This window comes from Pseudorhodoferax sp. Leaf274, assembly GCF_001422445.1.
GTDB lineage: Bacteria > Pseudomonadota > Gammaproteobacteria > Burkholderiales > Burkholderiaceae_C > Pseudorhodoferax.
The window spans coordinates 74,026-99,381 of the sequence record NZ_LMNA01000027.1; the positions used below are offsets into that span (position 1 = coordinate 74,026).

Here is a 25,356-nt window from a genome sequence, read left to right on the forward strand (position 1 = left end):
TCAGTAGCCCCAGGCCCGCAGTTCGAGGATGCCCGTGGCCCGGGCGCTGCGCATCGAGATGTAGAGCCCGTCGGTCGTCACCGGCGCGAAGTTGAGCCGGTTGAAGGTGTTCAAGGCCAGCTGGATGTCTCCCAGCGACACCCAGGCCGTGCCGTTCCAGGACCACACCGTGGCCGCGGTGGGCGTGGCGATGCCTTGGCCGTCGTTCCACCAGTACACCTCGAACGCGCTGAAGGTCTTCGGCGCGCCCCAGCGCAGGCGGACCCAGTTGGTGGCGCCATAGGCCGCGGTGCCGTTCCAGTTGCCATAGGCGCCCCCGGTCTTGTCGGCGGAGTTGGCCGGGACGATGTTGTTGTTCACCGCCGCCAGCGACTCCCAGTTCGACACGAACGAGGTGGTCAGCGTGGCCGACGGCGCCAGGTTGGCGGCCGACTGCACCGGCGCTGGCGCGGCGGCCTCCTCGCTGCCGATCTGCTGCAGGTAGGCCACCAGGTTGCCCAGGTCGGTGCCGGTGACGGTGTTGCCGGCGTGCGCCTGCACCGCCGCGGCCAGGGTGGGCGCGCTGCCGTCGTGCAGGTAGGGCGCGCTGGCCCACACGTCGCGCAGCGTCGGCGGGTCGATGCCCGTCAATGCGCCACCCAGGCGCTTGCCGCTGCTGGACTTGATGGTGCCGATGTCGCGCAGCGAGGATGCGTTCACGCTGGAGGTGAACGCGGTGCCGCCGTGGCAGCTGGCGCAGTTGGCGTTCTGGAAGACCGTCTTGCCGGCCGCTGCCGCCGTGGTGAGCGTGCCGTTGGCGTTGCGCAGCGGGCTGGGGTCGAAGGTGTTCAGCGAGCCCAGGTAGGCGGCCAGCGCGTCGAGGTCGGTGCTCAGGCCCGCCTTCTTGTCGCCCAGCGCCTGGTTGCGCGTGCCGGCGTTGTAGAGCGCGTCGCTCATCAGTCCCAGGCCGCCGGCGAGGTCGCGGATCTGCTTCTCGAAGTCCTGCACCTCGTCGAAGTTCGCACTCCAGTGCAGGAAGCCGTGCCCCGTGCCGGCGCGTCCCTTCAGGGCCACCGTGTTGCGCAGTCCCTCGCCCAGGCCGGTCAGGTCCCACACGCGGCCGTCGTGGCCGGCGTCGCTGTGGCAGGCCGCGCAGCTCATGTAGGCGTCGCGGGCCAGGCGCGGGTCCCGCGCGTCGTAGAACAGCTGCTTGCCCACCAGCACCTGCGCCGGCAGCAGCTCGGTGCCGACCGTCGCCAGCGTGGCCACGGCGGCCAGGCGCAACTCGCCGTTGTTGACCAGCGGCGCGAGGTCCAGCACGCTCACCGTGCGGTCCATGTAGTTCTGCACGTACAGCGTGCGGCCGTCCGCCGACACGGACAGCGCCTGCGGCGCGCGGCCGACGTCCACCCTGAACAGCTCGTGGCCGCCCACCGGGTCCACCACGGCGACCTGCCGGCTCGTCTCGAGCGCGACGAACAGGTAGGCCCCGCTCGGGTGGAAGGCCGCCGCCGAGGCGAGGCTGGCGTTGTCATGGTCGATACGCCGGCCCAGGTCCTCGGCCAGCGTGCCCATGTCGATGCGCGAACTGATGGCACGCACGGTGTTCTGGAAGTCCAGGTTCTGGCCGCTGCGCAGCATGCCGCGCTTGATGTTGTCCTGCTTGGACGGCACCCAGGCGCTCTTGCCGTCGGGCGAGACCACCGCCGCGCCCAGGTAGTTGGGGATGCCGCTGCCCTGGGTCTCGCTGTCGGCCTTGTCGCTGTGGCGCAGCACGGTGGTCTTGGCGATCGTCATGGCTGCGGCGTTGACCACCACCACCTCGGCACCGGCGCTGCTGGTGTCCACCTTCGCCGTGTTCTCGCCGGGCAGCGGCGGCGTGATGAAGCGCGAGACCAGCACCGTGGCGCCGTCCGCGCTGACCGACACATGGCGCGGGTTGGTGCCCACGGCCAGCGCGGCCTGCTGCGCACCGCTGGAGGGGTCGAGCTTGAGCAGCTGGCCGGTGGCCTCCAGCACCACGTAGGCACTGCCGCCGGGCGCGAAGGCCAGCCCGTGCGGCCGCGAGGCCCGCGGCAGGCCCACCGTCTGCACCACCTGCAGCGTGGTCGGGCTGAGGATGCTGATGCTGGCCGCATCCTTGTTGACCACCCAGGCGCGGCCGTCCGGCGCGAGCGCCACGCTGCGCGGCGACTGGCCCACGGCGACCTCGGCCACCCGCGTGCGGGTGGCCGTGTTGAAGACGGCCACGGTGTTGGTGTCGGGATTGGCCACCCAGAGGTAGGGCGTGGGTGCCTCGGCGCCATACACGCGCGCCTCCAGGATGCCGGTGGCGGCGGCGCTGCTCATCGCGACCCGCACCTGCGTGGTCGTCACGTTGAGTTTGGCCCGGTTGAAGGTGTTGAGCGCCGTGCCGATGGCGCCGGCCGCGACCCATGCGTTGCCGTTCCAGTACTCGACCTGCGCGGCCTTGGGCGTGGCGATGCCTTGGCCATCGTTCCACCAGTAGACGTCGAACGCCGTGAGCACTTTCGGCGTGGACCAGCTGAAGCTGACCCAGTGGGTCGCGCCATAGGCCCCGGTGCCGTTCCAGTTGCCGTAGGCGCCGGCGCTGTGGTCGGCCGAATTGGCCGGGGTGGCGTTGTCGTTGACCGCCGACAGCTTCTCCCAGGCCGACACGTAGGAGGTGGCGAGCGTGGCCGAAGGCGCCAGGTTGGCGGTCGTGGCCGGCGCGGCCTGGCCGGTCAGCGCCACGGCGCTCGATGCCGTCGGGCTCTTGGCGGTGGCGGCGTTGGCCACCGCCTGCACGATGCTGCGGCGCGCGGTCGATCCGTCGGCCGCGCGCGCCGTCAGGGTGACGGCATAGATGCCGGCCTGCGTGTAGACGTGGGTGGCCGACGCGGCCGTGGAAAAGGCCGTCGCCGCGCTGCCGTCGCCGAAGTCCCAGCTGTAGCTGGCACCGGTGGACGCCGGGTAGGAGAAGCTGGCGGTGCCGCCGGCCGCGATGATCGGCGCGTTGACCGCGCCCGAGGTGTCGGGCGGCGTGTAGGGCGTGGTGGACACCGGGGGCGCCTGCACGCCTTGGCCGATGGCCACGATGGCGCCGCGCGAGGGCACGCCGGCCGCGTCGATGGCCACCACCTGGTAGTAGCCCGGCGGCGCGACGGTGCTGCCCGGCAGCGTGGCGGTGAGGCGGAAGTTGTCCTGCGTGAAGGCCAGCGGGATGCGGCGCTGGCCCGCATTGAACGAGTGCGTGCCGACGCTCAGGCCGATCAGCGCGAGCCTGGAGACCGCCGCGCCGCTGGCCATGTCGATCTGCATCTGGCCCTCGTTGGCGTACGACAGGCCACTGATCGCCTTCATCACCGGGCGCGTGGCCAGCTTCGCCGTGCCGTTGACGGTGGTGAACAGCTGCGGCGGGTAGTAGACCTCGGCGTTCAGGTTGGTCACCGGCCCCGGCGTGCCGCCGCCGGTGGACAGGATGGTGCCGTTGGGCAGCAGCACGGTGAACGAGTGGTAGCCGCGGTAGATGGCCGCGCTGGCGCCGGTGCGCCAGGTGCCCGTCGCCGGGTCCCAGATCTCGGCCGCGTAGACGGCGGCCGCCGGCTGGCCCGAATAGAAGTTGCCGTAGGTCGCCCCGCCCGTGACCACCACCTTGCCGTCGGGCAGCACGATCGCATTGGGGTAGCGGCGCGCGTTGGCCATCGCCGGCTGCTCGGTCAGCACGGGCGCGGCGCCGTTGATGTCGATCTGGGTGGCGAGCTTGCTGGCGGGCAGCTCGTCGGCGTTGTACGAGCCGTTGCCACCCACGAGCAGGACCTTGCCGATGTCGTACATCACCGCGGAATTGGTCGCGCCGACGTTGGGCTTGGCCGTCGCGCCGGGCGCCTGCTTGAACGCGCCCAGTGTCGTGATGCTGCCGTTGCCGCCCGGGTCCAGGGACCACATGCGTTCGGCCGAGACGCCAAACACCTTGCCGCTGGGCGCCACCCAGCTGCGCGGATACGACGCACGCAGGTAGTCGGGCCCAAAGGCATCGCGGCTGTAGGCGCCAGGCAGCGAGCGCCAGGCGCCGTTCTCGTAGACCTCCGGCGTCATCGACGCCAGGCCCCGTGCCACGGCCTGGTCGGGGTTGTCCTGCATGGTCTCGGCGTACGGCGCCATGCCGCCCAGGATCAGCGGGCGGCCGTCGGGCAGCGTGAGCATGGTCGCGTACCAGCGATCGTCGGCCATGTTGGCGCTCGACTGGGCGACGGCGTTGTTCGACGGCGTGTAGAAGGTGCTGGTGACGCCGCCGTTGCCGCCCGATACCAGCAGCCGGCCATCGGTCAGGTAGGTGGCGGCCGCACAGAAGCTGTCCTGCTGTTCGGCGCGGTAGGTGGTGGTGTGCGCGGCGTTGGCGAAGCCGAGCGTCGGGTCCCACAGGTCCAGGTAGCGTCCGTTCTGCTGGCCACCGTCCAGGTTGGTGCCGTAGGTCAGCAGCTTGCCGTTGGGCAGCACGGCCGCGTGCAGGCCGTTGAGCGGCCAGGCCTGCACGCCCGACCACATGCCGCGCGTCGGCGCGTCGGCGGCCACCGCCAGGTTGTCCAGCAAGGGATCGGCCGGCGCATCGACGGTGACCCAGTTGCCGGAGGCGGTCACCGCGGCGATCCGCTCGCGGGCGGCATCCGGGCGCGCGGCAGGCCCCGGATCATCGCCGTCGCCTCCGCTGCCGCACGCCGCGAGGGCCAGGGCGGCGAACACGGTCGCCGCCGCCGCCGAACACCGGTGCCGCACGCGGCCCCCTTGCGACTGGTCATGGATGAAGAACAACAAGGCAACTCTCCTGCTCGCACCCCGGCCGACGGCATCGACACGTAAGTTTTAGACACAAATTGTTGCAATGTAACAAATTCGGGCGACGAAAGGTCACCGCGCGGCACCCAGCGGTACCAGACGGCCCTTCGAAGGCCCAGGACGGCACCGCCGCGTAGTCGCAAACCCACGCGCGCTCGCGTGGCCGGCCGACTGCGCCGCCACGCCGACCTGTCTACGCTCGTCCTGTCCCATCTCCTTACAACGGATCGCACCATGACCTCTTCCCGCCACCTGACCCTGATCGCCGTCGCCACCGTCGCGCTGGCCGGCCTGCTGCCTGCCGCCCAGGCCCAGGACATGACCACGCGCGAGCAGCGCATGGACCAGGCCCTGCAGAACTACCGCAGCGCCAACCCGCGCGACATGCAGCCGCAGACCACCTACCGCAGCGCCGACCCGCGCAACCCGCAGCCCGGCCCGGCCGCGCGCGCCGAGCAGAACATCAAGGAAGGCGCGCACAAGGCAGGCGCTGCCGTCAAGCACGGCGCCCAGCGCACCGGCCAGGCCATCAAGCACGGCGCGCAGCGCACCGGCGAGGCCGTGGGCAACGGCATGGAACGCAGCGGCGACGCAATCCGCCGCGGCGGCGAGAAGCTCAAGGACAAGAGCGCCAGCTGACCGGCACGGTGGGTGGCACGCGCCATCCACCATCCAGCCGATAAACGCCCCGGCTGCCGCACCGGCACCGGGGCGCGCCCCTTGCTCCGCGGGGCCATCCAGCGCTAGTCTCATGGACCACCGGCCACCGGGGGAGGATCCATGCAGCAGCCACCCAGCCTTGCCGCCCCACGCCTGATCGGCCGCTCGCCGGCATTCCTGCACGTCCTGCAGCTGATCGCGCGCATGGCACGCTTCGACGCGCCGGTGCTGATCCAGGGCGAGACCGGCACCGGCAAGGAGCTGGCCGCACGCGCCATCCACTACCAGTCCGCCCGCCAGCACGGCCCCTTCGTGCCCGTCAACTGCGGTGCGCTGCCCGAGACGCTGATCGAAACCGAGCTGTTCGGCTGCGAGCGCGGTGCCTTCACCGACGCGCGCCAGGCCCGTGCCGGCCTCGTGGCGGCAGCCGAGGGCGGCACCCTCTTCCTCGACGAGCTGGACGCGCTGCCGCTGCGCGCGCAGGTGGCGCTGCTGCGCTTCCTGCAGGACCAGCGCTACCGCCCCGTGGGCGGCGCGCGCGAATGCAGCGGCGACGTGCGCGTCATCGCCGCCGCCAGCCCGCGGCTGGACGCCCTGCTGGACAGCCACCATTTCCGCGACGACCTGGTCTTCCGCCTGAACGTGCTGCTGCTCGAGTTGCCGCCGCTGCGCGAACGCCCGGGCGACGCCGCGCTGCTGGCCGAGCACTTCATGGCCGAGCACACGCGCCGCCACGCGCTCGCGCCGCGCCGGCTGACCCGGTCCAGCCTGGACTGGATCGCCCGCCATGCCTGGCCCGGCAATGTGCGCGAGCTGGACAACCGCGTGCAGCGCGCGCTGATGTTGTCCGATGGCGACACGCTGGAGCTTTCGCCGCACATTCCGTTCGCCTTGTCCGGGCATGTGACCGTGGTCACACCGTCCAGCGTCGCGCCCGGCGCGCTGCGCAGCTTCCACGACGCGCGCGAGGAATCGCTGCAGCAGTTCGAGCGCGATTACCTGCAAAGCCTCATGCAGCTGGCCGACGGCAACGTGACCCACGCCGCGCGGCTGGCCGGCAAGGAACGGCGCGCGCTGGGCAAGCTGCTCAAGAAGCACGGCCTGGAGCGCCGCGGCTGACCCACCGGGTCCGCCCAAGCGGGTCGCGCACGACCCGCACACCCCGCCCGGCCCGCACAAAACCCAGGCACATCAAGCACTTGCCCCCGGCCCACGGGCTGGCACGGCATTCGCAATGGAACACCCAGACACGTACCGGGGGTGTGATTGCACGACGCAGCGGAACCAGGTTGGCGGCAGGCGCAGCAGGTGATCCTGGACTACCTGGCGCGCCACCCGTTGGCGGCCGATTCCGAGCAAGGCATCGCGCAGTGGTGGCTGGCAACGGCCGGGGTGCTCGTGACGGCGGACGAGCTGCAGCAGGCGCTGGACGCGCTACAGCAGCAGGGCCGGATCGAGCGGGTGCCGCTGCCGGGCGATGGCGCGATCTACCGGGCCCCACGGCCCCGGCATTGAAGAGAGAACCGACGCGAGAACACACGACGCGACAACATGGCGAACATCCAGGCGATCCACTCGGTGGGGCAGTCCCTCGTGACCTACCTGCGCAACACCTACCCGGCCGAGGTGGCGGGCCAGGCCATGCCCGAGTGCGGCTTCGCGCTGCTGTCCTCCGGCGAACTCGCCGGGCCGCAGGACGATGGCACGCGGATCACGCTGTACGTCTACCGCCTGACCGTCAACGAGCACCTGCGCCAGGCGCGGCCCGACCGCATGCCGGCCGACCAGCAGCCGCCGCTGGGCCTGGACGTGCACCTGCTGCTGACCGCCTGGGCCGGCAACCCGCAGGACGAGCTGCTGCCCATGGCCTGGGCCGTGCGCCAGCTCTACCAGCACCCCATCCTGGACGCATCGGCGCTGTCGCCCGAGGCCGGCTGGGCGCCGGACGAGGTGGTGCAGATCATCCCGTCCGAGCTGTCCACCGAGGACATGATGCGCATCTGGGACGCGCTGGAGCCGCCCTACCGGCTGTCGGTCTCCTACATCGCGCGCCGCGTGCGGCTGGACCCGGACGGCCTGCTCGCCGCCGCGCCCGTCGTCGCCACGCGCTTCGTGCACGGCACGGCCGTGCCTGCGGGAGCGCAGCCGTGAGCGCCGCGCCGGGCCGCCCCAGGCAAGCGCGTGCCCGCTTGGGCGGACGACAGGCCGCAGGCCGAAGGGTGCACCCATGACAGCCCTGCTGCTGCGCGAGCTCGAACGCGTGGAGACGCGCGTGCTGGGCGCCGTGCGCTGCGTCGACGCCGTCACGCGCACGCAGATCGACACCCCGCTGCAACTGCAGCTGACCGGCGGCACGCTGCGGCGCAACCGCAGCGGCCTGTACGTGGTGGTGCGCGCCGACGCGCTGGCCGCGCACGAGGCGGCCTTCGCGCTGCCGCCCGCGGCTCCGGCCATCGGCAGCGTGCGGCTGCCGCTCAGCGTGCAGGATCCGCTGGGCCGCTACCTGCCGCGCCGCACCACGCTGGCCCTGCCGCGCGACCCCGTGGCCGGCCAGCCCGATGCGCTCTTCACACCGGTCGAACTCGCGTTGTACCCGGCCGCCGCCGCGCCCACCGGCGCCAACTGGTCGCTGCTGCGCGCCAGCCTGCACGCGCAGGCCGGCGGCGATGCGCTGGGCGGCGCGCTGCTCGTGGTGCGCGCCGACGGGCGCGTGCTGGCCCGCGGCCTGACCGACTGGCGCGGCGAGGCCCTGGTGCCCGTGCCCGGCGTGCCCGTCACCACCTGGTCGGACGAGCCCGATGCCGTGGTCGTGAGCGAGCTGGCGGCCGCGCTGCAGTGGGTCTTCGACCCCACGATGGGCCTGCGCACGCCGCTGGCCGACGTGCAGGCCGGCCGCGTGCCGGCCACGCTGCCGCTGGTCGATCCGGACCTGCTCGAAGCCCGCGCCGCCCTGCTCCCGAACGCCACGCAGGCCGTGGCGCTCGCGGCGGGTCGGTCGCTGTCCCTGTCCCTTGTGCTCGCCCTGCCATGAAGGCCGAGCGAGCTTCCCGCCTGCATGAAAGGAGTTGAGCCATGCCCGAATACCTGGCACCCGGCGTCTACGTGGAAGAAACCAGCTTCCGCGCCAAATCCATCGAGGGCGTGGGCACCAGCACCACCGCCTTCGTCGGCCCCACGCGCCGCGGCCCCGTGGCGGGCGTGCCCGAGCTGGTCACCAGCCTGACCGACTTCGAGCACATCTACGGCGGGCTGGAGAACCTGGAGCTGGCCGACGTGGCCGACGCCGCGCGCCGGCTCAACTACGTCGCCCATGCCGTGCGGGCGTACTTCGACAACGGGGGCTCGCGGCTGTACGTGGCGCGCACCGTCAACGGCGCGCTGTTCGCGGCCGGCCAGCTGCTGGCCGGGGCCGATGCGGCCGGCGCCTTCATGCGCGCGCGCTTTCCCGGGGCTTCCTCCAACGGCCGCGTGCTGTTCCGCGTGGCGCAGCGCCCGGCCACGCTGCGCACCATGGCCACCGCGCCGGCCGGCAGCATGCTGGCCATCACGGTCGGCAGCACCGAGACGCTCTACCAGGGCAACGGCGCCACCTGGGCCCAGGCCAACGCCGCGGCGCTCGACCTCACGGGCCTGGGGCCGAACGACGTGCCCGGCGGCGCGGGCGCCACGGCCGCGCTGCTCACGCTCGCGCTGGACGTGGTCGATGCCGACGGCGGCGCCCAGACCTGGGAAGACCTGGGCCTAGCACGCGCCCACCCGCGCTGGCTGGGCACCGTGCTCGCGCTGAACCCCGGCAGCCGCGCCGAGGCGCTGAACAACCTGGTCATGGCCGACATCGGCGCCGACGTGGACGCCTTCGAGCTGCTAGCCGCCGTGCGCGCGCTGCCGGCCGTGGCCGGCGACACCGAAGGCCGCCGGCTGCTGCTGCTGGCCGGCGGCAGCGACGGCAACGCGCCCACGCTGGGCGCCGAGACCACGGCCGGCAGCTACGCCGCGGCGCTGGCCACGCTCTCGGGCCTGGAGGACGTGTCCATCGTCGCCGCGCCCGGCAGCAGCGCCTATGCCGAAGGCCCGGCCGTGCAGAACGCGCTGATCGCGCACGCCGAACGCCGCCGCGCCTACCGCATCGCCGTGCTCGACAGCGCGCCGCGCCAGACGCCCGGCGACATGCGCACCGCGCGCGGCCGCGTCGATTCGCGCCACGCCGCGCTCTACTACCCCTGGGTGGTGGTCGCCAACCCGCTGGCCCGGCCCGGGCGCGACGACATCCCGCGCGAGATCGAGCTGCCGCCCTCGGGCTTCGTGACCGGCATCTACGCGCGCAACGACGTGCAGCGCGGCGTGCACAAGGCGCCGGCCAACGAGGTCGTGACCGGCGCGCTGCGCTTCGAGCTGGACATCAACTTCGCGCAGCAGGAGTTGCTGAACCCGCTGGGCGTGAACTGCCTGCGCTATCTCTCCGGGCGGGGCTACCGCGTCTGGGGCGCGCGGCTCGTCTCCAGCGACCCGGAGTGGAAGTACGTGTCCGACCGGCGCTACTTCAACTACCTGGAATCGTCCATCGACCGCGGCACGCAGTGGGCCGTGTTCGAGCCCAACGGCGAGCGCCTGTGGGCCAACGTGCGCCAGACCATCTCCGACTTCCTCTACAACGAGTGGCGCAACGGCGCGCTCCTGGGCAGCACGGCCGATCAAGCCTACTTCGTGCGCTGCGACCGCAGCGTGATGACCCAGAACGACCTGGACAACGGCCGCCTGGTCTGCCTGATCGGCGTGGCCATCATCAAGCCGGCCGAGTTCGTGATCTTCCGCATCGGCCAGATGACGGCCGACGCTGCCTGAGGAGAACAGCATGGCAAACCGCACCACGCCCTACGGCGCCTTCAACTTCATCGTCAACTTCGACGGCGGCGAGGTCTTCGGCGGCTTCTCCGATGTCTCGGGCATCGGCACCGAGCTGACCGTGGCCGAGTACCGCTTCGGCAACGACAAGGAAAACCACGTGCGCAAGGCCGCCGGCGTGCACAAGGTGTCCGACGTCACGCTCAAGCGCGGCATCCTGAACTCCAAGACGCTGTTCGACTGGATCGGCAACGCGCGCGTCCAGGGCCCGGCGGCCCAGCGCAGCGTCACCATCACGCTGCTCGACGAGGCGCAAAAGCCCGTGCAGTCCTGGGTGTTGCGCGGCGTGATCCCGATGAAGTACACGGGCCCCACGCTGGCGGGCAAGGGCGGGGGCGACGTGGCGATGGAAGAGGTGGTGCTGTCCGCCGAAGCGCTCGAGTACAGCGCCTGAGAAAGACCATGCGCGCGCTCCCCACAGCCAGCGAAGGCCGAGCACGGATGCCAAGGGACTGACATGGCCCTGGTCTTCGAACCCGTTGCGTCGAGCGCCCCCGCCGACCTCTTCCGGTCGGACGTGGCCTGCTTCGTCGGCTTCGTCGGCCGGCGCGCGGGCCGGCCGCTGCCCGATGCGCTGCGCGCGCAGCTCGACGCGGGCGGCTGGGTCACCGGCCCCTGGGCGCGCCCCGCGGCGCAGGTCGAAGACCTGCTGGACGTGCCGCTGGCGCTCGACAGCTGGCACCTGTTCGACCGCTTCTACGACTGGGACCGCCGCGCCGTCGACCCGGCCGGCACGCGCCGCTGCGCCAGCTACCTCGGGGCGGCCGTGCGCAGCTTCTTCGCGCGCGGTGGAAGGCGGGCCATCGTCGTGCGCGTGGGCGACCCCTGGCCCGTGCAGCAGGACAGCGCCACGCGCGCCGCCCAGCGCGCCGCGCGGCTGGCGCGGCTGCTTCCCATGGGGCCGCTGTCGGCGCCGTTCGCACCGCACGAGCCGGCCAGCTGGCGCGGCGCGCAGCATCTCTACGGCCTGCCGCAGGCCAGCCTGCTGCTGCTGCCCGACCTGCCCGACCTGTGCGCCGGCCTGCCGCCGCCGCCCGACACTGCGCGCGCACTCGCCCCGCTGCCCGAAGGCTTCGCACCCTGCGACATCGAGCAGCCGCAGGAGCGCGACACCGCACTGCTGCGCGTGCCCGCGCCGCGGCTGGACGCGGCCGGCTACCAGCAGTGGCGCGTGGCACTGAACAGCGTGCGCGGCTTCCTGGCCCGGCACCGGCGCAGCGCCACGCTGCTGGCCGCGATGCCGCTGCCCGAGGCCGGCACGCGCAGCGCCGCCGGCGTGCACGCACAGTCCGAACTACTGGCCTACCTGCAGCAGGCCGGCGTGCTGGCGGGCAGCACCCTGGAAGACACCGCCCAGGGCCGCCCGGCCGAGGCGCTGTCGCAATTCGCCTGGCCCTGGCTGCGCACACGCGCCGCCGCGGGCGATCTGCCGCAGGGCCTGGAGCCGGCCGATGGCGTGCTGGCCGGCCTCGTGGCGCAGGGCGCGGTGGCGCTGGGCACGCACCGCTCGGTGGCGGGCGACCGGTCGCTGGCGCGGCTGCGCGATGTCGGCGGCGGCGAGCCCGTGCCGGCTTGGGGGCTGGCGCCGGACAGCCCATCGGCCCTGCTCGCGCGGCGCGTGTGCCTGTTCGCACCGCAGGCCGAGGGCTGGGCGCTGCAGTCCGACGTGAGCGCCTCGGCGCTGGACCCCTGGCGCTTCGGCGGCGCCAGCCGGCTGCTCGCCACGCTGCTGCAGGCCGCGCAGCGCGCCGGTGACACGGCCGTGTTCGAACCCAACGGCCCGGCCCTGTGGGCGCGCCTGCGCGGCACGCTGGAGGAACTGCTGGCCGGCTTCTGGCAGGCCGGCGCCTTCGGCGGCGCCACGCGCGAGCAGGCCTTCTCGGTGCGCTGCGACCGCAGCACCATGACACAGGCCGACCTGGACGCCGGCCGCATCCATGCCGTGCTGCAGGTGCGCCCGGCCATGGCCATCGAGCAGATCACCGTGGTGCTGCAGCTCGGCCACGCCGCCAGCGTCGATGCGCTGGCGCAGGAGATGACATGAGACCACCCCGTTTGGCTGGCTCACTTCGTGTAGCCATCCCATCCCCCTCCAGGGGCGCACCCAGCGGTCCGGCAGAGCCGGCCCCGCGGCTGCACACGCATGGCCTGCTCCGCGGCCTGTCGACCAGCGGCCCGCGAGCCGATTTCGTGTTCTTCGGGTGGCGCGCCAGCGCCATGGCCCACTGAGATGGCAACCGACACCGCCTTCGTCGGCCTGCACGTGTTCCGCTTCGCGGTCACGTTCAAGCGCGCGGGCAGCGGCGGCGGCGGCGCGGTCGAGGTCTGCAGCGGCGCCTTCGCCGAGTGCACGGGCCTGGAGGCCACCATGGAGCCCAAGCTGATCCGCGCGGGCGGCGCCAACTACGGCGCCACCCAGCGTGCCGGCCAGGTCAGCTTCGCCACCGTGGTGCTCAAGCGCGGCATGACGCGCTCGCGCGACCTGTTCCGCTGGTTCCAGCTGGTGGGCGGCGGCGCCTATGCCTACCGGCTGTCGGCCGAGATCGCGGTGCAGGACAGCGCCGGCAACCCGGCGCTGACCTGGGGCCTGGACCGCTGCCTGCCCGTCAAGTTCAAGGCCGCGGACCTCAACGCCAAGGGCACCGAGGTCGGCATCGAAGAGCTGCACCTGGCACACGAGGGCCTGCGCCTGTACGACACGGGAGCGGCGTGATGGCCTGGCTGCCCGACGCTCCCACCGTGGCCGCCGCCACCTTCAAGGTGCTGGACGGCCCGGGCAAGGGCGGCGCGCCGTTCGAGGTGCAGTTCAACCCGGCCTCGCTCGAATACACGATCGCCAACGAGTTCGACGACCGCAACGGCAACAACGGCGCGCGCCAGTTCGTCAAGAAGAGCAGCGGCAAGCTCGGCATGACGCTGGTGTTCGACACCACCGAGACCGGCGTCTCGGTGCGCGACGTCACGGCCCACATCAGCGGCCTGCTGGAGCCGGCCAAGGACGGCAGCAAGAAGTTCGCGCCCAAGGTCGAGTTCGGCTGGGGCAGCTACCGCTTCCGTGGCGTGGTCGAGCAGTTCAAGGAGACGCTGGACTTCTTCTCGGCCGAAGGCGTGCCGCTGCGCTCGTCCATCGCGCTCACGCTGGCCAGTCAGGAGGTGGAGTTCCAGAGCAACAAGAGCCCGGCCCCGCCGGTGGACCGCAGCGCGCCACGCGACCCGGTCAGCGCCGCACCCGGTGCCGGCGCGGCCAGCGTGGCCAACGCACTGGGCGACCCGCGGGCCGCGCGTGCCATCGCCAGTGCCAACGCCTCGGCCAGCCTGCGCTTCGGCGCCGAGGCCGGACTGTCGGTCGGCGGCAGCGTGACGCTGGCGGCCGCGGCGGATTTCTCGGCCGGGGCCGGGCTGTCGCTGGGTGCGGGGGTGGGTGCGGGAATGGGGGGCGGCGTCGGTGCGGGACTGTCCATCGGCGCAGGCGCAGGCATGGGCATCGGCGCCAGCGCGGGCGCCGGCCTCAGCGTCGGGGCCGCGCTCACGGCCACCGCCGGCCCGGCCTTCGCGGGCCTGTCCATCGCACCGGCCAGCGTGTCCGTGGACCTGGGGTCCGCGCGCGCCAGCCTGCTGCCCGGCCCGCCCGTGGCCGGCGCCGCGTTCGGCCCCGGCGGCCGGGCCGTGGTGCAGGCCGGCGGCAGCCTCAGTGCCGAGGTCGGCGCGCACGCGGACCTGCACGGCCGCATCCAGTTCGGTTGAGGAGCAGGACCATGGCCGTCACCTTCGAAGAAGTCAGCACCGAGATCGAACCGCCGCCGCCGGCCAGCGCGCCGGCGCCGGCCGCCCCAGCGCCCGATGGCGCCGCGCTGGCCGAACAGATCGAGCAGACCCTGCGCGTGCGCGCCGAGCGCGCAGCACGCCTGTGCGACCGGTAGCCCGCCATGACCGAAGCCACCCTCAGCCAGAGCGCCATCTTCAGTGCGCGCCCCACGCTGCGCATCGCGGGGCAGGAGGACGCACGGCTCAGCACGCAGCTGCTGGCGCTGCGCATGGAGGAGCACGAAGGCGGCCTGTCGCACCTGGAGCTGCGCCTGAACAACTGGGTCGCCACCGAGGGCAGCCCCGAGCTGGCCTTCGACGCCGGCTCCACGCTGCGCCTGGGTGCCGAGCTGGCCGTCTACAGCGGCGATGCGGCCGCACCCACCGAGATCTTCCAGGGCCGCGTGAGCGCGCTGGAGATGGTCTGCGACTACGGCAAGCCGCCCGAGCTCGTGGTGCTGGCCGAAGACGCGCTGGGCACGGCCCGCCGCGCGCGCCGCACCCGCGTCTACACCGACCAGTCGCCGGCCGAGGTGGCGCGCGCCATCGCCGCCGAACTCGGCCTGGGCATCGACGTGACCGCGCTGGAGCAGCCGCGCGGCACCTGGGCCCAGCTGGACGAGACCGACCTCGGCTTCCTGCGCCGGCTGCTGGCGCGCTTCGACGCCGACCTGCAGGTGGTCGGCCAGCGGCTGCAGGTGGCGCCGCGCGGCGAAGTGCAGCGCGGCAGCCTGGAGCTCACGCTGTACAGCCAGCTGGCGCGCGTGCGCATCACGGCCGACCTGGCCGGGCAGGTCAGCGCGGTCAGCGTCTCGGGCTGGAACGCGCGCGACGGTGCCCCCGTCAGCGGCCAGGCCAGCGCACTGGCGCACGGCGGACCCGGCAGCGGCCGCAGTGGCCCGGACTGGGCCGGCGACGCGCTGGGCGCGCGCCCGCTGCACCTGGCCGGCCCGGCCGTGCACAGCGACGAGGAGGCCCGCGCCGTGGCCCAGGCCGCGCTCGACCAGCGCGCGCGCCGCTTCGTGCGCGCCGAGGGCGTGGCCGAAGGCAATGCGCGGCTGCGCGTGGGCTGCCATGTGCGGCTGGCCGGCATCGCGCCACAGTTCGACAACAGCTACTACGTGGTGCAGGCGCGCCACCTGTTCGACCAGCGCCAGGGCTACCGCACCGAATTCCAGGCCGAGACGGCCTACCTGGGGACCTGATGCAACGCGACCTGCCCTTCATGACCGCGCCGCCCTGGGCCGCGCTGGCCCAGCTCGCGCGCGTGGTCTCGCTGGACGATCCCGAGCGCCTGAACCGCGTGCAGATCCGCCTGCTCGCCTTCGACGGCGCCGAGGGCCAGGACGCGCCGCTCTGGGCCCGCGTCGTCGCCCCGTTCGCGGGCGACCAGCGCGGCCTGTTCATGCTGCCCGACGTGGACGACGAGGTGCTGGTGCTGATGGCCCAGGGCGATGCGCGCGCGCCGCTGATCCTGGGCGGGCTGTGGAACGGCAGCGCCGCCGCCCCGGCCGACATCGCGGCCGGCGGCGTCAACCGCACCAAGCGCCTGCGTTCGAAGAACGGCATCCAGATCACGCTGCTGGACGAGAGCGGCCAGGAGACGCTGACGCTGGAGACCCCCGGCGGCACACGCGTGACGCTCAAGGACGGCCCCAGCCAGCTCACGCTGGAAGACGCCAACGGCAACAGCATCAAGCTGGAGACGTCGGGCATCACGGTGACGGCGGCGGCCAAGGTCTCGGTGCAGGCGGCCAACGTGGAGGTGACGGCCGGCATGGTCAAGGTCGACGCCGCCATCGCCGACTTCTCGGGCATCGTCAAGTGCGCGGTGCTACAGACCAATGCGGTGATCAGCGCGAGCTACACGCCTGGTGCGGGGAACGTGTGGTGATGCCATGAAACCCCTCATGCCCCACCCCACCATGCCCGTCGGCCGAGCGAAGCAATGGCCCGGGTCCCAGGCCGAGCGCAGCGATGGCCCGGATCGGAGTTTCCCCTGTGACACTGCCGAGGAGCGCAGTGCCGTGAAGTCGTGCGGGGGCGAAATCCCCACCTCCTCACCTCGATCAGACGTAGTGCTTCCCGCCGGCTCCAGGAGCCGGGATCGCTCGGCCACGGAACACTGACATGGCCACACACCACCCCGTCCTCATCGGCGCCCCCCGCGGCCTCGCCCGCAGCCCCCGCCCCTGGCTGCTGCAGCGCAGCGACGACGACTTCCTGCCCGCCACGCTGGCCGACCTGCGCAGCACCGCGGGCCGCGAACGCCTGCGCGCCCTGCGCGCCCGCGCCCTCGACGGCCAGGGTACGCTCAAGCTGTTCCAGCCGATCCAGCGCCAGTTCCACCTCGCGCTGCTGGAGACCTGGTGCGACACCGCCGGCGAACCGCGGCTGGACCCCAGGCGCGTCCAGGCCGCCGGCCTGGTGCTGCGCCGCATCGGCACCGACGGCCGCGCCGAGGGCTGGATGAAATCGGGCGGCCGCATCCACGGCTGGCTGCCGCTCACGCGCGTGGGCGGGGCCGATGCCGACCCGCTGCCCGGCCAGCGCAGCCAGCGCGGCCTGACCGGCGTGCCCGACATCGACCGCCAGCTGGCCGCCTTCACGCACGCCCAGCCCGACAGCGCGCTGGAGGAATCCACCATCCCGCTGTACCTGGCGCCGCCCGACGTCTGCGCCGATGCGGGCCAGAGCCTGTACTACGGCCTGGTGCCCACCGTCAGCAGCGAGATCAGCGAGGCCGACGACGCGTTCGCCGCCGCGCCCGGCACCGACTTCGGCCCGCGCTCGGCCGCCTTCCGCGACCACCTGGTGCTGGCGCTGCAGGGCCGCGCCATGGGGCTGCCGCGCAGCGGCCAGACCATCACGGCCGCCTGGCTCAAGGACAGCGAGCAGGCCGATGCCGATGCGGCCCTGACCCGCTTCGTGCTGCTGCTGCGCCAGCTGGCCAGCGAGTTCGACGCCTTCGGCAGCGGCGGCGCGCCCATCCTGCAGGCGCTGGCCTCGCTGCAGCTGCCGCTGGTGCTGCGCAGCGGCGAAGTCCAGCCGCGCCTGGTGCGGGCCGACCAGTTCCTGCAGCAGGCCCATGCCGTGGTGCTGCAGCAGCAGCCCAGCGGCCTGGAGATGCCCGCCACCTGGCCGGCGATGGGCACCGCGGCCGCGCAGCGCCTGCTCGATGCGCTGCACGCCGCCATGCAGGGCCGCTTCGCCGCGGTCAAGGGCAAGCGCGGGCGCTTCGACGAGCCCGGTGCGCGCTACCAGCTGCGCGCCTTCGTGCGGCTGGCACCCGAGGGCGCCTGCCCCGCGCGCATCCTCTGGGGCGAGGCCAGCGAGCCCTTCGTGATCGCCGCCTGGTACGAGGGCGCCGGCGCGCCGCCCGTGCAGATCGCGCTGCCCGATCCCAGCGACAAGGCCCTGCTCGGCGCGCTCAAGCCCAGCGTGGCCTTCGTCGTGCCGCCCTCGCTGCAGAGCCTGCTGTCCGGATCGAGCAAGAAGCTGCTGGACGGGGAAGGCCAGAGCAGCAACTTCGGCCTGACCTGGATCTGCAGCTTCAACATCCCCATCATCACGATCTGCGCCTTCCTGGTGCTGAACCTGTTCCTGGGGCTCTTCAACATCGTGTTCGGCTGGATGTTCTCGATGAAGATCTGCCTGCCGTTCCCGAAGATCCCGCCGAAGCCATGAGCGCGCATCCACGCCCCCTGCTCGGCTGGCCCCTGCTGCCGCTGCCCGATGCGCACGGCGCGCTGGCCTGGCCCGACCTCGCCACCAGCGTGCGCGACGGCATCCGCGCCATCCTGTCCACGCGCCCCGGCGAGCAGCTCATGCGGCCCGAGTTCGGCGGCGGGCTCGACCGGCTGCTGCACGCGCCCAACACCATCGCCACGCGGCGCGAGATGCGCGATCTGGTGCAGGACACGCTCACGCGCTGGGAGAGCCGCATCCTGCTCGACAGCGTGGAGGTCTGGGAGGTGGCGGGCGCGCCCAGCCAGGTGCGCGTGGAGATCGCCTACCGGCTGGCCCGCACCGGCCAGGCCGGCGCCATGAACGTGACAGTAGATCTAGAGGGTTGACGCCATGCCGCTCCTGCCTCCCTCGCTGGACGACCGCCGCTTCGACGACCTCGTCGAGGAACTGATCGCGCGCATCCCGGCCCACACGCCGGAGTGGACGCATCCGCGCCAGGGCGATCCCGGCCGCACGCTGATCGAGCTGTTCGCCTGGCTCGGCGATGCGCTGCTGTACCGCGCCAACCTGGTGCCCGAGCGCCAGCGCCTGGTGTTCCTGAAGCTGCTGGGCATGGGCCTTGCGCCCGCGCTGCCGGCGCGCGGCATCGTCGGCCTGGCCTTCGCGCGCGACACGGAGCTGGCCGCGCACACGCTGCAGCCGCGCGCCCTGCTCAAGGCCGCCGTGCCGTTCGAGACCCTGGCCGAGACCACGGTGCTGCCCATCACCGGCGAGGCCTACATCAAGCGCGCGCTGCCGGCCGCGCAACTGGCCCAGCGCAGCGACCTGCTGCAGGGCCTGGCCCGCATCCACCGCATCAGCGGTGCGCTCAAGGCTTACCAGACCACGCCCGTGTTCGCCGAGGGCCGCGCCGCGCCCGAGGGCGTGGACGTGTTCGCGCAGAGCGTGGACCGCGCGCTGTGGATCGCGCTGCTGGCCCCGCCCGCGCGCCAGCCCGGGCAGCAGGGCGACGTGAACACGGCGGTGCGCAACGCGCTGGGCGGCGGCGATGCCGCGCTGCCGCCGCTGCTGTCGGTCGGCGTGGTGCCGGCCGTGCGCCCGGCCGGTCCGTTCGACGAGGTCACCGCCCCCACGCCGGTGCCGGTGCTGTGGGAGATGACCACGCGCGGCGCCAATGGCCTGGACACCAGCTACATCACCCTGCCGGTGCAGGGCGGCACCGACACCAGCGGCGGCCTGGCCCGCGCCGGCACGCTGCGCCTGCAGCTGCCCGACGAGCGCGCCATCTGGGCCCCGTCCAACGACGTGGGCGAGAACCCGCATGCCGGCGTGGGCGATGCCCCGCCGCGGCTCGACGACCCGGCCCGTGCCGCGCGCCTGGTGGCCTGGCTGCGGCTGCGGCCGCAACCAGGCCAGCCCGTGCAGCAGCTGCCACTGGCCTGGATCGGCATCAACGCGGTCGAGATCGACCAGCGCAGCACGCTGGCCGGCCGCGTGCTGGGCGCCTCCAACGGCGCGGCCGACCAGCAGTTCGCGCTGCCGCTGGGCTCGGTGGACGCGGCCAGCCTGCAGATCGAGGTCGAGGCGCCGGGCCGCGGCTACCAGCCCTGGAGCCGCGTGGACGACCTCGCCGCCATCCATGCCGACCCGCAGGTCGCGCGCGACGCCACCGCCTACGAACTCGACGCCGAGGCCGGCACCCTGCGCCTGGGCGACGGCCTGCGCGGCAAGGTGCCCGAGGCCGGCATGCGCGTGCGGCTCGCGCTGGGCCGCTTCGGCGGCGGCCGCGCCGGCAACCTGCCGCCGCTGGCGCTGACCGAACTGACCGGCACCGTGCTGGCCGGCCAGGCCGCGCCGCCCATCCGCGTGCTGCAGCCGCTGCCGCTGGCCGGCGGCGAAGACGCCGAGACCCTGGCCGTGGCCGAGCGCCGCATCCCGGCCCGCCTGCGCCACCGCGACCGCGCGGTGACCGAGGACGACTACCGCAGCCTGGCGCTGGAGGCGCCGTCCATCGACGTGGGCCGCATCGAGGTGCTGCCGCGCTTCAAGCCGCGCGACCGGCGTTTCCACGTCCCCGGCGTGGTCAGCGTGCTGGCACTGCCGGCCGCGCCGCTGGCGCCGGCCCCCAATCCGCGGCCCGACCGGCCTTTCATCGAACGCCTGCACGCCCACCTGTCGGTGCGCACGCCGCTGGCCACCGAGCTCTACGTGATCGGCTGCGACTACGTGGCGCTGGGCCTGTCGGTCGCCGTGCTGGTGCGCGACGGCCACGCGCGCGACCAGGTGCTGCTGGCCGTGCGCGAGGCCCTGCGCCGCCTGCTGTGGCCGCTGGCCCCCGGCGGGCTGGACGGCGGTGGCTGGCCACTGGGCCGCTGCGTGCGCTCGCGCGAACTCGAGGTCGAGGTCTCGCGCGTGCCGGGCGTCGACGAGCTGCGCGGCCTGCGCCTGTTCCAGCGCCAGGGCGACGACTGGCAGCTGCTGCCGGCCATCGCGGCCGATGGCGCGCAGCAACTGGTGCTCTCGCCCTGGCAGCTGCCGGAGTTGTTGTCGGTCATCGCCATCGAGGGCACCAGCGCGCCGACCGACCTGCGCGCGTTGCCTAATCCCTTCGCCGACGCGAGCGCGGTGGCCGTGCCCGTCGTGCCGGAGCTGTGCTGATGGAACAGAACCGCCGCCACCTCCAAAGCCGAGGCCGAGCGCAGCGATGGCCCGAGCCCGTGGCCGAGCGCAGCGATGGCCCGAATGGCAACTTCCCCTGTGCCCCTGCCGAGGAGCGCAGTGCCATGGGCTGCGCGGGGAACCTCGCGCTTCGTGAACTGACTCATTGCGCTTGTCCGAGCGCAGTGAACGCAGTGAACGAAGCGAGTTGCGCAATGCAGCCCATAGCGCGAGCACCGCAGGTTGCCCGGAGCGCTAGCGCAGGGACAGGGGCACCGGGGTCGCCTTCTTTTGCTTACTTTTCTTGGCGAAGCAAGAAAAGTAAGTCCGGGTGTGGGCTGGATAGCCCCACCTCCTCACCTCGATCAGACGCAATGTTCCCTGCTGGCACCAAAGGCCGGGACATGCCCCCGGCCTTGGCTTCGGGCCTGGAGCACTGACATGGACGCCAACGGCCAACGCTTCTGGTTGCTCGGCGAATCCGCGCACTTCCCGTTCCACGCCCACACCGCCTGGGACGCCGACTGCCGCCGCCTGCGCCTGGCCTCCGAACGCACGCTCACGCTGGCCCTGGCGCCCGCCGCCGCCTTCACCGCCGCCCAGGAAGCGCTCGAACGCATCCCGCGCGCCATCGACGCGCTCGAATGCGTCGCCCGCTGGGATGCCGACAGCGGCACCGTCCGCGTGCGCAGCGTGCTGCCCGACGAGGCCGTCCTGATGGCGCTGGACGCCACGCCCACGGACCTGTGCGGCGGCGCCGACGGCGTGCTCTACGCCGTGCTGCCCGGCGCCGTGCTGCTGCACGACCTGCGCGGCCGCTGGGGCGACGTGCGCGTGGCACTGGCCGGCTTCACGCCCTGGCGCGCGGCGCCGGCGGCCGACGGCGGCATCTGGCTGCTGGAGCGCGGCACCGGCCGGCTGGCGCGCCTGACCGGCCGGCCACGCCGCACCGAGACCCCGCAGCCCGACGACTACGACCCGCGCGTGTTCCGCCCCAGCCCCGAGAACGCCTGCGCGCCGCAGATCCGCCTGCTCGCCGGCCCCCCCGGCGATGGCAGCGAGAACGCCGTGGCGCTGGCCAGCGGGCCCGACGGCGCGCTCGCGCTGCTGAGCTGGGCCACCGATGGCGCGCCGCGCCTGCGCCGCTGGCGTGCCGATGCGCAGCGCTGGGAGGCGCCCTTCGCGCCGCAGGGCGCGGCCTACGCCCATGCGCTCGCCTGGCTCGCGCCCGACCGTGTGGCGCTGCGCGTGCCGGGCCGGCGCGACGCACCGGCCTGGGCACTCGGCGCCACGCCCGGCCCGCGCGACCCGCTGGGCGATGTCTACCCGCTCGCGCCCGACGCCAACGAGGCCCCGTTCTGCAACGGCCCCGTGCAACCGCCCTGCTACCCGGTGGGCAGCGCCGGTGCCGAGCCGCTGCACGCGCTCTCGCTGAACCGCTTCGCCGCGCAGGGCGAGGCGCGCCACTACGCCGACAGCGCCACCGGGCTGGTGGCCCGGCTCATCGACAGCGGCGACACCACCACCGTCTGGCACCGCCTGTTCGCCGAGGCCGTGCTGCCGGCCCGCACCGGCTTCGTCGCCTGGCTGGCCGCCACCGACGAGCCCGCGCCGCCGGCCGCCGACGATGGCCTGGCCTGGCACGCCCACGGCTTCGGCCACCACCAGCTCGGCGCGCCGCAGCTGCCGCAGGCCGTCTGGGAACCCGTGCCCAGCGAGCTGCCGCACCACCCCGGCCTGCTGGGCGGGGCGCAGGAGCCCGGCCAATCCGGCCTGTTCTCGGTGCTGGTGCAGAACAGCCGCCAGCGCGTGCGCAGCCTGGCCGGCCGCTACCTGTGGCTGCGCGTGGCCCTGCAGGGCGACGGCCATGCCACGCCCGAGATCGCCGCGCTGCGCGTGTGGGGCAGCCGCTTCTCCTACGTGGACCAGTACCTGCCGCGCCTGTACCGCGAGTCGCTGTTCGGCAGCGCCGCCAGCCAGCCCGGCGAGCGCCTGGCCGCCATCGACACCGACTTCGGCCCCGCGCTGGACGCCGCCGACGCCAGCGACGCCGCGCTGCGCGCGCGCCTGCTGCTGGAGCAGGTCACGCTGGGGGCCGCCGCCCACATCGCGGTGGAGCGCGCCGGCCAGGCCTGGCTGCTGCAGGACGGCGCCAGCGCCTGGCGGCTGCGCCACGAGGGCGATGCCATCGCCATCTACCGCCCGCGCGCCACGCCGGCCGACTTCCAAGCGCGCCTGCTGGCCAGCTTCGAGGGCGTGCTCACGCGGCTGGAAGACCGCGTGGCCAGCGCCCACCTGCTGAGCGACCCGGCGCTGGCCGACGACAGCCGGCTGGACTGGCTGGCCAGCTGGATCGGCGTGGCCTTCGACCCCGCGCTGCCGGCCGCGCGCCGGCGCGACTGGCTGCGTGCTGCGTCCGACCTGGCGCGCTGGCACGGCACGCGGCGCGGCCTGCAGCTGGCGCTGGACATCGCCACCGGCGGCGCCGTGCGCGGCGGCGAGGTGCTGGTGGTGGAGGACTTCCGGCTGCGCCGCATCCTGGCCACGCTGCTGGGCGTGGACCTGGCCGACGAGCGCGACCCGCTGCTGCCCGGCCTGCAGGTCAGCGGCAACTCGGTCGTGGGCGACACGCTGTTCGTCGGCGAGCAGGCCCGGGCCGAGCTGGCCGCGCTGTTCGACGCCGGCCAGCTGGGCGCGGCCGGCGAGCAGGCCGCGCTGGCCTTCGATGCCCAACTGGCGCACCGCGCCACGGTGCTCGTGCACCAGGCCGTGGAGCCGCAGGACCTGGGCCTGATCCGCCGCATCGCGGAGCTGGAGGCGCCCGCCCATGTGGAGCTGCGCGTGGCCCAGGCCAGCTGGCCGCTGCTGGTCGGCATCGCCAGCCTGGTCGGCGTGGACACCTACCTCGGCCCGCCGCGGCTGCCGCGCCCGGTGCAGGTGCAGCGCAGCGGCCTGGGCCTGGGCGACTACCTCGTCAGCGCTGCCGTGCTGGACCCGCGCCTGGCCGGCGCGCCTGCGGCCACCGCCGCGGCCCCGCCCGAGGCCGATGCCGGCGCCGACCGGCGCGCCCCGCCCGGCGCCAGCTTCGTGCTGGACGGCAGCGGCTCGCGCGCGGCCTCGGGCCGCGCGATCGCCCAGTACCGGTGGCGCTGGCTGCCACCTTCCGATCCCTGAAGCCGATCCCTGAAGCCGATCCCCGAACCCGCAACCCAAGGAGCCCACCATGGCCGAATTCACCCCTGGCGTCGACATCTCCACCGACACACCGACCATCGAGGTCACCGTCGGCCCCAACAACCCCATGCCCATCGGGCGCCAGACCTTCCGGCTGGTCGTGGTCGACGACGCGGGCAACGCCTCGCAGCCCGACCAGGTCGTGATCATCATCGCCGACCAGGACGCGCCCACGGCCGTGATCCGGGGGCCGCGCATCGCCGCGTTCGGCAAGAGCTTCGAGCTCGACGGCTCGGCCTCGTTCGACGCGGGCGGCGGCAAGGTGGTCAAGTACGTCTGGACCTACATGGGACCGGTGACATGAAACCACACCGCGCGCGGCGCAGCAGCGGCGAGGACTGAACCCATGGCGCAGTTCGCCGTTGGCAAGCCCATCACCACGGACACGCCGGGCATCGCCGTCGATGCCGGCCTGGCCGTCGGCCGGCACCGCTTCCGCCTGGAGGTGCTGGACGCAGCCGGCCTGCGCTCGCGCGTGGCCGACGAGGTGGTGGTGCAGGTCCAGCGGCTGGTGGTGCCGGACCGGCCGATCCCCACGCCGGTCACACCCGTCACGCCCGTGCGCCCCACCCCCGTGGTCACGCCGATCGTCACGCCCATCGTGAACCCGGTGCGCCCGGTCGTCACGCCGGTGCGCACCCCCAACCCGAGGAGACCGCGATGAGCACCCTGGCCCCGGATGCCGACCCGCTGCTGGCCCGGCCCAACGCCGACCGGCTGGCCTACGCGACCGGCATGCTGCTGGACGCGCAGGACTTCAGCGACGAGCAGACCTACCACCGCGGCCGGCTCGCGCGCGCGCTGGCCTTCCTGGCCGGCCCCGGCACGCTGGCCGGGCTGCGCGTGGAGCATGTGCCCGGCAGCGACACGCAGGTCGAGGAGATCCGCGTGCAGCCCGGCCTGGCCGTGGACCGCCTGGGCCGCCTGATCGAGTTGCCGCGCGAGGCCTGCCTGCGGCTGCCGCGCTGGTTCGAGGCGCTGGCCGCCGTCGTCAGCCCGGGCGGCAACGCGCTGGCCCAGGCCTGCTACGACGACCTGGGCGGCTTCGTCTCGCCGCGCTTCACCGCGTCCGGCGCCACGCTGCCGGCGCGCGCGCTGGTGGCCGATGTGTTCCTGCGCTTCGTGGCCTGCCCGCGCGGGCTCACGCCCAGCTTCGCGCAGGGGCCGTTCGACGCGCTCAACGCGGTGTCCGTCGCGCGGCTGCGCGACGCCTACGCGCTGCAGCTGATCGCCCGCCCCGGCCTGGACACCGGCTACCACGGCCTGCCGCTGCCGCCCGGCGGCCCGGCCTTGGGCGACGCCACCGCCACGCCCGAGGCGCGCCGCGATGCGCTGCAGGACGCCGTGCTGCTGGGCTGGTCCGCCAGCGGCCACGCCGGCGGCCAGGGCGGGGACGGCGGCCTGGAGCCCGCCCCCGAGCACCCGGCCGAACTGGCCGACCACAGCGCCGTGTTCCTGGCCCGCGTGCTGCTGCCGGTGGACGGCGCCACGCCGCCGGCGCGCACCGCCGCCCTGCCCCTGGTCGACAACTGGGGCCGCCGTTTCCTGCCACCCGCCGCGCTGTTCGCGCAGTGGGCCGGTTCGTAGTCCAAG

21 protein-coding genes are annotated in these 25,356 nt (G+C 73.7%); 20 read left to right on the plus strand and 1 reads right to left on the minus strand.

Going from position 1 to position 25,356, the window contains the following annotated elements:
• A complete protein-coding gene (locus tag ASF44_RS22695; RefSeq protein ID WP_056901527.1) occupies positions 1-4,794 on the minus strand; it encodes a galactose oxidase-like domain-containing protein in 4,794 nt (1,597 codons plus the stop codon).
• 255 nt (positions 4,795-5,049) lie between these two features.
• Here ASF44_RS22695 and ASF44_RS22700 point away from each other — a divergent pair, with 255 nt between their 5' ends.
• The 20 genes from ASF44_RS22700 to ASF44_RS22790 all read left to right on the plus strand — a co-directional run bounded on the left by ASF44_RS22700 (position 5,050) and on the right by ASF44_RS22790 (position 25,350).
• Positions 5,050-5,454, plus strand: coding sequence for a hypothetical protein (locus ASF44_RS22700; RefSeq protein WP_056901528.1), 405 nt, complete (start codon positions 5,050-5,052; stop codon positions 5,452-5,454).
• 141 nt (positions 5,455-5,595) lie between these two features.
• Positions 5,596-6,594 carry a sigma 54-interacting transcriptional regulator gene (locus tag ASF44_RS22705; protein WP_056901529.1) on the plus strand — a complete coding sequence of 333 codons (999 nt, stop codon included), beginning with the start codon at positions 5,596-5,598 and terminating at the stop codon, positions 6,592-6,594.
• A gap of 189 nt (positions 6,595-6,783) precedes the next feature.
• Entirely contained in the window at positions 6,784-6,990 is a 207-nt protein-coding gene (locus ASF44_RS22710; protein ID WP_156374636.1) for a hypothetical protein, read from the plus strand.
• A 36-nt stretch (positions 6,991-7,026) separates the two neighbouring features.
• The gene (locus ASF44_RS22715; RefSeq protein ID WP_056901531.1) at positions 7,027-7,626 is read left to right on the plus strand and encodes a DUF4255 domain-containing protein; all 600 of its coding nucleotides are present in this window, start codon (positions 7,027-7,029) and stop codon (positions 7,624-7,626) included.
• A gap of 76 nt (positions 7,627-7,702) precedes the next feature.
• On the plus strand, positions 7,703-8,506 hold the full coding sequence (locus tag ASF44_RS22720; protein WP_056901532.1) for a hypothetical protein: 804 nt from the start codon (positions 7,703-7,705) through the stop codon (positions 8,504-8,506).
• A gap of 41 nt (positions 8,507-8,547) precedes the next feature.
• Positions 8,548-10,317 carry a phage tail sheath subtilisin-like domain-containing protein gene (locus tag ASF44_RS22725; protein ID WP_056901533.1) on the plus strand — a complete coding sequence of 590 codons (1,770 nt, stop codon included), beginning with the start codon at positions 8,548-8,550 and terminating at the stop codon, positions 10,315-10,317.
• A 10-nt stretch (positions 10,318-10,327) separates the two neighbouring features.
• Positions 10,328-10,771 carry a phage tail protein gene (locus ASF44_RS22730; RefSeq protein WP_056901534.1) on the plus strand — a complete coding sequence of 148 codons (444 nt, stop codon included), beginning with the start codon at positions 10,328-10,330 and terminating at the stop codon, positions 10,769-10,771.
• A 63-nt stretch (positions 10,772-10,834) separates the two neighbouring features.
• Positions 10,835-12,421, plus strand: a complete 1,587-nt coding sequence (locus ASF44_RS22735) for a hypothetical protein (RefSeq protein WP_056901535.1) — start codon at positions 10,835-10,837, stop codon at positions 12,419-12,421.
• Between the two features lie 186 nt (positions 12,422-12,607).
• A complete protein-coding gene (locus tag ASF44_RS22740; RefSeq protein WP_056901536.1) occupies positions 12,608-13,090 on the plus strand; it encodes a phage tail protein in 483 nt (160 codons plus the stop codon).
• Entirely contained in the window at positions 13,090-14,121 is a 1,032-nt protein-coding gene (locus ASF44_RS22745; protein ID WP_056901537.1) for a hypothetical protein, read from the plus strand. The genes ASF44_RS22740 and ASF44_RS22745 overlap by 1 nt, the downstream gene beginning before the upstream one ends.
• A gap of 11 nt (positions 14,122-14,132) precedes the next feature.
• On the plus strand, positions 14,133-14,297 hold the full coding sequence (locus tag ASF44_RS32020) for a hypothetical protein (RefSeq protein ID WP_156374637.1): 165 nt from the start codon (positions 14,133-14,135) through the stop codon (positions 14,295-14,297).
• A gap of 6 nt (positions 14,298-14,303) precedes the next feature.
• Positions 14,304-15,386, plus strand: coding sequence for a phage late control D family protein (locus ASF44_RS22750; protein ID WP_056901538.1), 1,083 nt, complete (start codon positions 14,304-14,306; stop codon positions 15,384-15,386).
• Complete coding sequence (locus ASF44_RS22755; RefSeq protein ID WP_056901539.1) at positions 15,386-16,075, plus strand: phage baseplate assembly protein V; 690 nt, start codon at positions 15,386-15,388, stop codon at positions 16,073-16,075. The genes ASF44_RS22750 and ASF44_RS22755 overlap by 1 nt, the downstream gene beginning before the upstream one ends.
• Positions 16,076-16,311: 236 nt before the next feature.
• A complete protein-coding gene (locus ASF44_RS22760) occupies positions 16,312-17,868 on the plus strand; it encodes a hypothetical protein (protein WP_056901540.1) in 1,557 nt (518 codons plus the stop codon).
• On the plus strand, positions 17,865-18,257 hold the full coding sequence (locus tag ASF44_RS22765; protein WP_056901541.1) for a GPW/gp25 family protein: 393 nt from the start codon (positions 17,865-17,867) through the stop codon (positions 18,255-18,257). The genes ASF44_RS22760 and ASF44_RS22765 overlap by 4 nt, the downstream gene beginning before the upstream one ends.
• A 4-nt stretch (positions 18,258-18,261) precedes the next feature.
• Complete coding sequence (locus ASF44_RS22770) at positions 18,262-20,529, plus strand: putative baseplate assembly protein (protein ID WP_056901542.1); 2,268 nt, start codon at positions 18,262-18,264, stop codon at positions 20,527-20,529.
• A 441-nt stretch (positions 20,530-20,970) separates the two neighbouring features.
• A complete protein-coding gene (locus ASF44_RS22775) occupies positions 20,971-23,703 on the plus strand; it encodes a phage tail protein (RefSeq protein WP_056901543.1) in 2,733 nt (910 codons plus the stop codon).
• A 49-nt stretch (positions 23,704-23,752) separates the two neighbouring features.
• The gene (locus ASF44_RS22780) at positions 23,753-24,067 is read left to right on the plus strand and encodes a hypothetical protein (protein WP_056901544.1); all 315 of its coding nucleotides are present in this window, start codon (positions 23,753-23,755) and stop codon (positions 24,065-24,067) included.
• A 42-nt stretch (positions 24,068-24,109) separates the two neighbouring features.
• Complete coding sequence (locus tag ASF44_RS22785; protein WP_056901545.1) at positions 24,110-24,427, plus strand: hypothetical protein; 318 nt, start codon at positions 24,110-24,112, stop codon at positions 24,425-24,427.
• The gene (locus tag ASF44_RS22790) at positions 24,424-25,350 is read left to right on the plus strand and encodes a hypothetical protein (RefSeq protein WP_056901546.1); all 927 of its coding nucleotides are present in this window, start codon (positions 24,424-24,426) and stop codon (positions 25,348-25,350) included. Before ASF44_RS22785 ends, ASF44_RS22790 begins: the two co-directional genes overlap by 4 nt.
• Positions 25,351-25,356: the final 6 nt, after the last annotated feature.

What these genes read in the sequence shown, in the direction of transcription:
- ASF44_RS22780 (WP_056901544.1), top strand. Translation starts at nt 23,753, where the DNA reads ATGGCCGAATTCACCCCTGGCGTCGACATCTCCACCGACACACCGACC.
- ASF44_RS22775 (WP_056901543.1), top strand. Translation starts at nt 20,971, where the DNA reads ATGGACGCCAACGGCCAACGCTTCTGGTTGCTCGGCGAATCCGCGCAC.
- ASF44_RS32020 (WP_156374637.1), top strand. Translation starts at nt 14,133, where the DNA reads ATGGCCGTCACCTTCGAAGAAGTCAGCACCGAGATCGAACCGCCGCCG.
- ASF44_RS22735 (WP_056901535.1), top strand. Translation starts at nt 10,835, where the DNA reads ATGGCCCTGGTCTTCGAACCCGTTGCGTCGAGCGCCCCCGCCGACCTC.
- ASF44_RS22790 (WP_056901546.1), top strand. Translation starts at nt 24,424, where the DNA reads ATGAGCACCCTGGCCCCGGATGCCGACCCGCTGCTGGCCCGGCCCAAC.
- ASF44_RS22740 (WP_056901536.1), top strand. Translation starts at nt 12,608, where the DNA reads ATGGCAACCGACACCGCCTTCGTCGGCCTGCACGTGTTCCGCTTCGCG.
- ASF44_RS22785 (WP_056901545.1), top strand. Translation starts at nt 24,110, where the DNA reads ATGGCGCAGTTCGCCGTTGGCAAGCCCATCACCACGGACACGCCGGGC.
- ASF44_RS22715 (WP_056901531.1), top strand. Translation starts at nt 7,027, where the DNA reads ATGGCGAACATCCAGGCGATCCACTCGGTGGGGCAGTCCCTCGTGACC.
- ASF44_RS22725 (WP_056901533.1), top strand. Translation starts at nt 8,548, where the DNA reads ATGCCCGAATACCTGGCACCCGGCGTCTACGTGGAAGAAACCAGCTTC.
- ASF44_RS22765 (WP_056901541.1), top strand. Translation starts at nt 17,865, where the DNA reads ATGAGCGCGCATCCACGCCCCCTGCTCGGCTGGCCCCTGCTGCCGCTG.
- ASF44_RS22720 (WP_056901532.1), top strand. Translation starts at nt 7,703, where the DNA reads ATGACAGCCCTGCTGCTGCGCGAGCTCGAACGCGTGGAGACGCGCGTG.
- ASF44_RS22730 (WP_056901534.1), top strand. Translation starts at nt 10,328, where the DNA reads ATGGCAAACCGCACCACGCCCTACGGCGCCTTCAACTTCATCGTCAAC.
- ASF44_RS22705 (WP_056901529.1), top strand. Translation starts at nt 5,596, where the DNA reads ATGCAGCAGCCACCCAGCCTTGCCGCCCCACGCCTGATCGGCCGCTCG.
- ASF44_RS22750 (WP_056901538.1), top strand. Translation starts at nt 14,304, where the DNA reads ATGACCGAAGCCACCCTCAGCCAGAGCGCCATCTTCAGTGCGCGCCCC.
- ASF44_RS22755 (WP_056901539.1), top strand. Translation starts at nt 15,386, where the DNA reads ATGCAACGCGACCTGCCCTTCATGACCGCGCCGCCCTGGGCCGCGCTG.
- ASF44_RS22745 (WP_056901537.1), top strand. Translation starts at nt 13,090, where the DNA reads ATGGCCTGGCTGCCCGACGCTCCCACCGTGGCCGCCGCCACCTTCAAG.
- ASF44_RS22760 (WP_056901540.1), top strand. Translation starts at nt 16,312, where the DNA reads ATGGCCACACACCACCCCGTCCTCATCGGCGCCCCCCGCGGCCTCGCC.
- ASF44_RS22700 (WP_056901528.1), top strand. Translation starts at nt 5,050, where the DNA reads ATGACCTCTTCCCGCCACCTGACCCTGATCGCCGTCGCCACCGTCGCG.
- ASF44_RS22770 (WP_056901542.1), top strand. Translation starts at nt 18,262, where the DNA reads ATGCCGCTCCTGCCTCCCTCGCTGGACGACCGCCGCTTCGACGACCTC.